This window comes from Empedobacter sp. UBA5528, from assembly GCF_002426075.1.
Lineage (GTDB): Bacteria > Bacteroidota > Bacteroidia > Flavobacteriales > Weeksellaceae > Empedobacter > Empedobacter falsenii_B.
Genome location: NZ_DINY01000020.1, coordinates 1 through 8,242 on the forward strand (window position 1 = coordinate 1; position 8,242 = coordinate 8,242).

At 31.9% G+C, this 8,242-nt stretch carries 5 protein-coding genes; 2 read left to right on the top strand and 3 right to left on the bottom strand.

Annotated features, from left to right (window positions below):
• Window positions 1–522 precede the first annotated feature (522 nt).
• Window positions 523–1,908: a DUF5689 domain-containing protein gene (locus tag B4L98_RS03985; protein ID WP_291071213.1), complete on the bottom strand. Its 1,386-nt coding sequence runs from the start codon at window positions 1,906–1,908 to the stop codon at window positions 523–525.
• Between the two features lie 27 nt (window positions 1,909–1,935).
• Complete coding sequence (locus B4L98_RS03990; protein ID WP_291077602.1) at window positions 1,936–4,692, bottom strand: carboxypeptidase regulatory-like domain-containing protein; 2,757 nt, start codon at window positions 4,690–4,692, stop codon at window positions 1,936–1,938.
• A 91-nt stretch (window positions 4,693–4,783) separates the two neighbouring features.
• Between B4L98_RS03990 and B4L98_RS03995 the strand changes: the two genes are divergently transcribed.
• Both B4L98_RS03995 and trpA read left to right on the top strand, forming a co-directional pair.
• A complete protein-coding gene (locus tag B4L98_RS03995) occupies window positions 4,784–5,989 on the top strand; it encodes an endonuclease (RefSeq protein ID WP_038337145.1) in 1,206 nt (401 codons plus the stop codon).
• A 2-nt stretch (window positions 5,990–5,991) separates the two neighbouring features.
• Window positions 5,992–6,759: a tryptophan synthase subunit alpha gene (trpA, locus tag B4L98_RS04000; protein ID WP_280037094.1), complete on the top strand. Its 768-nt coding sequence runs from the start codon at window positions 5,992–5,994 to the stop codon at window positions 6,757–6,759.
• A 74-nt stretch (window positions 6,760–6,833) separates the two neighbouring features.
• Here the strand turns inward: trpA and tyrS are convergent, their stop codons facing one another.
• Entirely contained in the window at window positions 6,834–8,129 is a 1,296-nt protein-coding gene (gene tyrS / locus B4L98_RS04005) for a tyrosine--tRNA ligase (protein WP_280050042.1), read from the bottom strand.
• Between the last annotated feature and the right edge of the window lie 113 nt (window positions 8,130–8,242).

An 8,242-nucleotide genomic window follows, 5' to 3' on the forward strand; every position in this document is an offset into this window, starting at 1 on the left:
GTAGAACTTCCAATATTCTTTCATAATTAGCAACTAAGTTGTTCATTGTAAATGTTTTAAAGTTAAATTAATTTACTTATTTTCAATGAAATGAACAACTATATTATTTATTAATCAAAATGCACAACGGGTGTCTTATATCTTTTCTTACTACGGAAGTTTTGTTAGGATATCCAATTCTCTTCATAGTCTTATTTTTATAAAATAGGGTAACAAATCTGAACACTATTTCCTATAGAAAAAACGAATGATACATAATTAACATTTTATCCAAATAAGACATACATTGCTTTATTTTTATCAATTATCCATTATTAAATGATTAATAAATCTTTTTTTTATTTTTTTTTATAAAATTAAAATCGATACTCATTAACAGATAATTTTTATTTGAATTTTATACATTTCAGAAAGTGAAATCACGTTAAAAAATGAAGAATATTTAGGAATATATTAACCTAATAAAAACAAAAAAGGCAACCAATTGGTTGCCTTTTTTATTATAATATTTAAACTGATTAATTAGTCAATTTTGATATTATCGATAACTAAATCATAAGCTTCATCTTTTCCTACTTTTAGTGCAAAAATATTTTCACCAGCAGTTTTTTGAATATCTACTCCTTCAATATTTAGAGTAACAAGAACCCATTCGCCTTTAGTATCAATTTTACCTGTATATTGATTTGCATCAATTGGTGATAAAGATACATTTGAATTCGATAAATCTCCTACATTATATACTACGTATTTTTTATCAGATTTATACACATTTAGTGACAATGATTTCCCAGATGTTCCTTTTACATAAAATGTAATTTTCTTTGGAGTTGCAGGAATTGTATTATTTACAATAGTTGTAAATACGTAATCATTTGCTTTTGGTGTTCCTTTTAAAAGTAATGCATTTGTGTTATCTCTACCAACACCAACTCCGCTAGTTGCATAGGTATCTTTCACTAAGCCAAAAGAGTTAATAGAAGATAAAAAGTCAGCCCAAACATTGAAATCAGAACCTTTGAACAATAAATTTGCTGCTTCGGAATTATTGCCTCCACCTGGATTTTGGCCTCCACCTACATCAAAACGAGGTTGATCAAACTTCACATCATTTGTATCGCGAATAAATACTTGATAAGTTGAATTGTATCGAGAAACTACTACTGTAATAGACCCGCTTTTTTTAGGTAAAACATCTGCATACCATGTTGCGTAGCCAGAGTTACGTAAATCTGTTTCTTTTCCTTTTTTATCCACAATCACTCTATTCACTGTTGCACCTGAAACCCCATACGTTTTATCTCCATCAGGATCACTGAATTGAACTCCCTCTATCGTTACTAATGTATTTAGATTTTCAGGTTTTAAAGCATCTGTTAATGAAGAAACAACTTTTGGTTTAATCGTTTGGATTGCTTCACATGTTTTAACCATATAAGTTGACATGACAGCACTTGGAATACGACCAACAGTATATTGTGGATCTACAGAACCTATTTTCATTACTCCACGATCATTCGCAACTATTAACCCTTTCAAATTAATTTGTACTTGCGCTCCCAATGGATAAGAATTATATAAATTACTTCCGTCAATTTCTATTTGGATACCTGTTGTAGGGTTCTCAACTTTATCTTGTAAAGAAATCGTTTTGAAAAAATTCCCCGTTTCGTCACTAGATATAACATATGCTTGTACGATTAAATCTTCTGCTATTGCTTTATTAGCATCTAATTTTATAGATCCAGCAGTTACTTTAGAAACTAAATCAGCCAAAGAAATATTAGGACTTGGTAAATTACATTCAATTGGAGGTGTTGCATAATCATCATCTTGCACACAAGATTGCGCTGTAAATAAACCTAAGCTTAAAACACCAGCTATTGTTAATTTTGATATTGTATTCATTTTAAATTGTGTTCGTTGTTAATAAAATTAAAATCTGAAATAAATGTTAGCGAAATAAGTTGTTCCCATTCCGTAGAACATTTTTGAACCAAACATACGTTGGTAGTTTTTATCAATTGCATTATTATAATTACCTGTACGCATTTGTTCAAAACCTCCTGTAACATAGTTTTTATTATTCAGTACATTATTTACTGTTCCTGAAATCCCTGCTGAATATTTACCAATACGGAACGTTTTCCCTAAATTGATATTCAACATAAACTCATCACTAAACTTCTCTTGTTTCAAAACTTCTTTCAACCCTTCTTCTGTTACTCCGTTAACTGGAACCCCGTTTTGGGTAATAAAATTAATTGTTCTTCTAAAAGGAGCAGGGTCTGCATAATTGTTCATTAAATAGTTTCCAGAAACACCAACCCACCAAAATTTAGGATCACGATACTCAGCACCTAAAGTAAATCCTGATTGAGGTCCAGAAGCAAGTTTATAGTTTTCTAAATAAGCAGTTCCATAATTTTTGTAAGGAATTCCATTAATCCCGAATTCATCAGAATATAGGTTATAATCAGAATTGTCTTTGTATACATATTGTCCAATAGCAGCTACAGCAGAAACTGTAAGAACTGGTAAAACTTGCGCTTCTACAGCCAACTCAGTTCCTAAATATTCTTTTCCAACACCTGTCATCACCTCAGAAACAAAAATTTGATCCGAAACACCATCAATATATCCAAAAGCCTTCTCTATCTCATCTTTTGTTCTAGTATAAAAAGCCGTCGCACGAGCTTTGATACGTGGAGCTCTTAAAATATAAGATAAATCACTTGAAAATATTTTAGCACTTTCAATTCCATTAACAGTTACATCATTAAGACGTGCATTTGGAAAAATCTCATCAGAAGTTGGTGCTTCTGTCTGATACATTACATTTGCTTGAATAAAGTTACGTCCATCTAATTTTACTAAAAAGTTAGATTTCACACCAAAGTCTACAAAATCATATGTTTTACTCTTTCCGTAAGAATTGTCTTTATACATTTCATTTTGGAACTTTCCATCACGGTAAAACTTAGTTAAAGCAGCTTTCATCCCAATAGTAACATCTAAGTATTTAGATTTAATTTTAGACTGCGCGAATAAATCTGCATAATCACGATTAATTTCGTAGTAATACTCTTGTTTATCTCCTTTCTTAGCTACATAATCGGGATCTAATAAGTTGAAATTATAAAAATGATTAACAGGTAAATTTGTCGTCACATTAAAATCATCTACATTTAATACATATTGTGCACCTAATAAATCTTGAATCTCACGATACAATTTAGATTTTGTATTTTGATAAGATGCTGCAATTGTTAAATCTATATTTGAAGTTAATTCTGTTTGAAAATTAGTATAAGCCGTAGCCGTTTTATCTTCATTAACATCTGCAGTTAACCAATAAGCAGCTCTTCCTGTCGCACTATTTTCATTCGCACGATACATACTTGCCCAATCTAACTGAGAGATTTGACCACTTCTCCATAATTGCTCTCTTTCTGCGATTGCATCAGCAGACGCCCCATTAAAAGCTAAGTAACTCGGCATATTACGGTAATATGTTGGTGAAGGATTATTTGCTTTAAACCAATCTAAACGAGATCCACTTTCTTTTCCAAATTGATAAGAAATAGTTGTCGTTAATTTAGATTTATTATTAATATTCCAATGATGCGTCAACATATTAATAGGCTCGAAAGTTTTCTTTACACGTTCATTACGTTTTTCACCATCTTGCCATCCCCAATAAGAATTATAGTAAATACCTTTCAAATCAACAACTTCTTGCGTATTAGGTGAACCTGTAGAACGACGAGTTGGAGCACCAAAACTTGTAAAGTTTAAGGTATGTTTTTCATTAAACTTTTTCTCAACACCTAAATAGTAAGCATATGCATCATAAAAAGTACCTTCTATAATACCTTCATCAGCCCAACGTCTACTTCCCGAAACCATAAATGCCCAACCATTATCCATCAATCCTGTATTGTATGTTGCCATTACACGATTTCTGTATGAACGATTTGTACTAGAATAAGCCAAACTTACTCCCTTACGCATTGTTGAAGGACGAGTATCAAAATTTGTGACACCTCCTAAATCTCCAAAAGCATAATTAGAAGGTTCGATTCCATATGTTAACTCATCTGGACGACGAGTTACATCATTCAAACCTCCCCAGTTATTAAAAGTTGCACGACCATTATCCATTTTGTTCATACGAACTCCATTAAATAATACGTCATTATATTTGTTGTCTAAACCTCTTGGTTTAAACCAATACGAACCTAATTCGTACGCAGAAACGCGAGCAAAAACATCGCGTGAAGATTGTAAAAGTCCTGAATTTGAAGCTGTCGAACTTTCATCATCAGATAATTCATCATCTGTTAATGTAATAATTCCAACTTCTGCTGTATTTGGATTAAATGTTAATTTAATATCACCTAAGTCAAGCTCTTTTTGCCCTGCTACAGTGATTTCTTTTTCATATGGGTCATAGCCCACGCCATAAACTTGTAATTTGTACGTTCCATCCAGAATATCTACAAACTGAAAATACCCTATACGATCGGTGATAGCAGCATCGCTTACTGCTCCTCCGTCCAAACGTACAGTGAGGTTATAAACCTCTTCACCTGTAGCAGCATTTTTTGCTACCCCAGTAACCTTTGTTTGCGCCTGCGCCATAGCGACAGTTGCAGCAAAGACTGAAAGACTTAACAATAATTTGTTCATTCAAACGAATTTTTATTTATAAATTAGCTCTCTATTTCCTTCATCGAAAAAAATAGGACAACAAATTTAGTAAATTCATAATTAATAACATATGTTTAAAATTAATAAATCTTTAACTTTATTAATAATTTTTAATTTATTCTTAACGTTAAACGTTAAAGCTCAAAGCAAATATTCAAGTGCAACTGTAGCCTTTTACAATGTTGAAAATCTTTTTGACACCATAAAATCAGTTGGATATGTAAATGGAACTTTACCTTTTAATGACAAAAATTATCACATTCAGATTGCAGAATCTGACATATCGAAGTACGAAACAGAAGAATTCAAACAAAGTTATACGTACGAAAATATAAAAGGAAAGAAAATTATCCGTCCATTAATTCTTCAAGAAGAATTTTTACCAAACGGAAATAAAAGATGGAATACAGAAAAATATTTCCAAAAAGTCAATAATATTTCAAAAGTTATTAGCGAATTAGGCGCAGATGTTACAGGCTCTGCTCCAGTAATCGTAGGTATTTGTGAGATCGAGACAAGAGAAACTTTAGAAGATTTAGCAAAAAGCTCTGCTTTGAAAAAATACGATTATGGTGTTGTTCATTTCAATTCGTTTGATGCTCGTGGAGTTGATACAGGTTTATTGTATCAAAAATCTCGTTTCAAGGTAATTGATGCAAGACCTCATCCAATTTTCAATTATGATGCTGAAGGTAAACGCAAATATACGCGTGATATTCTACAAGTTACAGGTTTATTAGACGGTGAAGAAATCACTTTTTTAGTGAATCACTGGCCTTCTCGTAGTGGTGGAGAAAAAGTTTCGATGCCAGCTCGTATGGAAGCAGCAAAGGTGATGAAAGGAATTTTTGATGAGTTAAAATCTAAAAATCCAAATGCAAAAGTAATTGCAATGGGTGATTTTAATGATGATCCTATTTCTCCAAGTATTAAAAATACATTTGATCCGGCTGGAGAAATTGCTAAAGTTTCGGATAACGGATATTACGATCCTATGTTACCTTTATACAAAAAAGGTATTGGTACTTTAGCTTATCGTGATGCTTGGAATCTATTTGATCAATTTATCTCAACTTCTTCATTGGTTACAAAAAATAAAGATTATTCAACGTATAAAATCTTCAAAACTGAAATTTACAACAAAGATTATTTGAAAGCGACAGAAGGTGCGTATAAAGGATTCCCTAACCGTATGTGGAGCGGCGATACTTATCGTGCAAACGGTTATTCTGACCACTTTCCAGTCTATACAATCTTATTAAAACAAGCAAAATAAAAATGAACAAATTAGAGCAATTATTTAGTCAAAAAAATAAAAACCTCGTTACAATATACACAACAGCTGGGTATCCGAATTTATCGGATACCCCTATTGTTTTAAAAGAATTAGATCAAAATAATGTTGACATTATCGAAGTCGGCATTCCTTATTCTGATCCTTTAGCTGATGGTCCAACAATACAAGCTACAAGCGAAAAAGCGTTAGCAAATGGAATGACATTAGATATTTTGTTTGAGCAATTAAAATCGGTTCAAAATGAAATTTCTGCACCAATTGTTTTGATGGGTTACTACAATCAAGTGATGACATTTGGATTAGAAAAATTCTTACAAAATTGTCAAGAAAGTGGAGTTTCAGGCTTGATTTTACCTGATATGCCGTACGAAATTTACTTGGCACAACACAAAGAATTATTTGAGAAATACGATCAAAAAGTTACTTTTCTAATTACACCTTTAACAACAGAAAAACGCATCAAAGAGATTAATGATGCAACTTCTGGATTTGTTTATATTGTTTCTAGTTCTGCAACTACAGGTGCAACAGAATCTAATTATAATGAAGATTTTTTGTCAAATGTTAAAAATCTAGGCTTAACAAAACCACATCAAATTGGATTTGGGATTTCGACAAAGGCTGATGTAGAAAAAGCTTGGAATTACGCAAATGGAGCAATTATAGGAAGTGCTTTTTTACGCGTTTTAGAAAATTCAACCGGAAATCTTTCAGAAGCCATAAAAAATTATCTTTCAGAATTGAGATAAAAAAATAGTTTTCAAAACAAAAAGCAAGCTTAATTCAGCTTGCTTTCTATTTTGGAAATGTTTTATCTAAAAAATTATTCAACAATTAAGATGAAATAATTCTTTTTACCTTTTTGTAATAAAACATATTTATCAGCAATTAAATTTTCTGTTGTTAATACAAATTCTTCCGCTACTTTTTCTTTGTTTACAGAAATTGCGTTTGCTTTTAATTCACGACGCGCTTCTGAATTTGATTTTAAGAAGCCTGATTTTTCTGCTAAAGCAGTAACAATATCCAATCCCGCTTCGATATCAGTTTTTGCAATAGTTGCTTGAGGCACACCTTCGAAAACTGATAAGAAAGTATCTCCATCTAATTCTTTCAAATCTTCTGAAGTTGATTTTCCGAATAAAACTTGAGATGCTTTTTCTGCTTTGCGTAATTCTTCAACACCATGAACTAAAATTGTAATTTCAGTTGCTAATTTACGTTGTAATTCGCGTAAATGTGGCTCTTGACGATGACGCTCGATTAAATCATCAATCGCTTCTTTTTCTAAGAACGTATAAATTTTGATGTAACGTTCAGCATCAGCATCCGCTTGATTTAACCAAAATTGGTAGAATTTATAAGGAGAAGTACGGTTTTTATCTAACCAAATATTTTCACCACCTTCCGATTTCCCAAATTTAGTTCCGTCCGCTTTAGTTGTTAATGGACAAGTAAAAGCAAAAGCTTCACCTTGTACTGTACGACGAATTAACTCTGTTCCTGTTGTGATATTTCCCCATTGATCAGAACCTCCCATTTGTAATTTCGCACCTAATTCTTTGTACAAGTGTAAATAATCGTATCCTTGAATCAATTGATATGTAAATTCTGTAAAAGACATTCCGACATTCGATTCAGAAGAAAGTCTAGATTTTACTGAATCTTTCGCCATCATATAATTTACAGTAATGTGTTTTCCTACATTACGCGCAAAATCGATGAATGAAAAATCTTTCATCCAATCATAGTTATTCACCAATAAAGCTGAATTTCCATTATTTGTATCAAAATCTAAGAAACGAGACAATTGTGCTTTAATTCCAGCAACATATTTATTCAATGTTTCTTCGTCTAATAAACTTCTCTCTGCTGCTTTACCAGTAGGATCACCGATAAAACCAGTTGCACCACCCACCAATGCGATTGGACGATGACCGTGACGTTGCAAATGAACCAATAAGAAAATAGGAACCAAACTTCCCACGTGAAGAGAATCTGCTGTAGGATCGAAACCTACATAACCAGAAGTCATTTCTTTATTTAGTTGTTCTTCTGTCCCTGGCATAATATTGTGAACCAGTCCTCTCCAAGTCAATTCTTCAATTAATGGATTCATAGTATTTTAATATATTTTTTATCTAATTTTTACAAGATACAAAGTTATGATTTTTCAGTTGATTATAAATGATCTGTCAAAATAAAACTTAACCCGTTGTGCATTTTAAATAA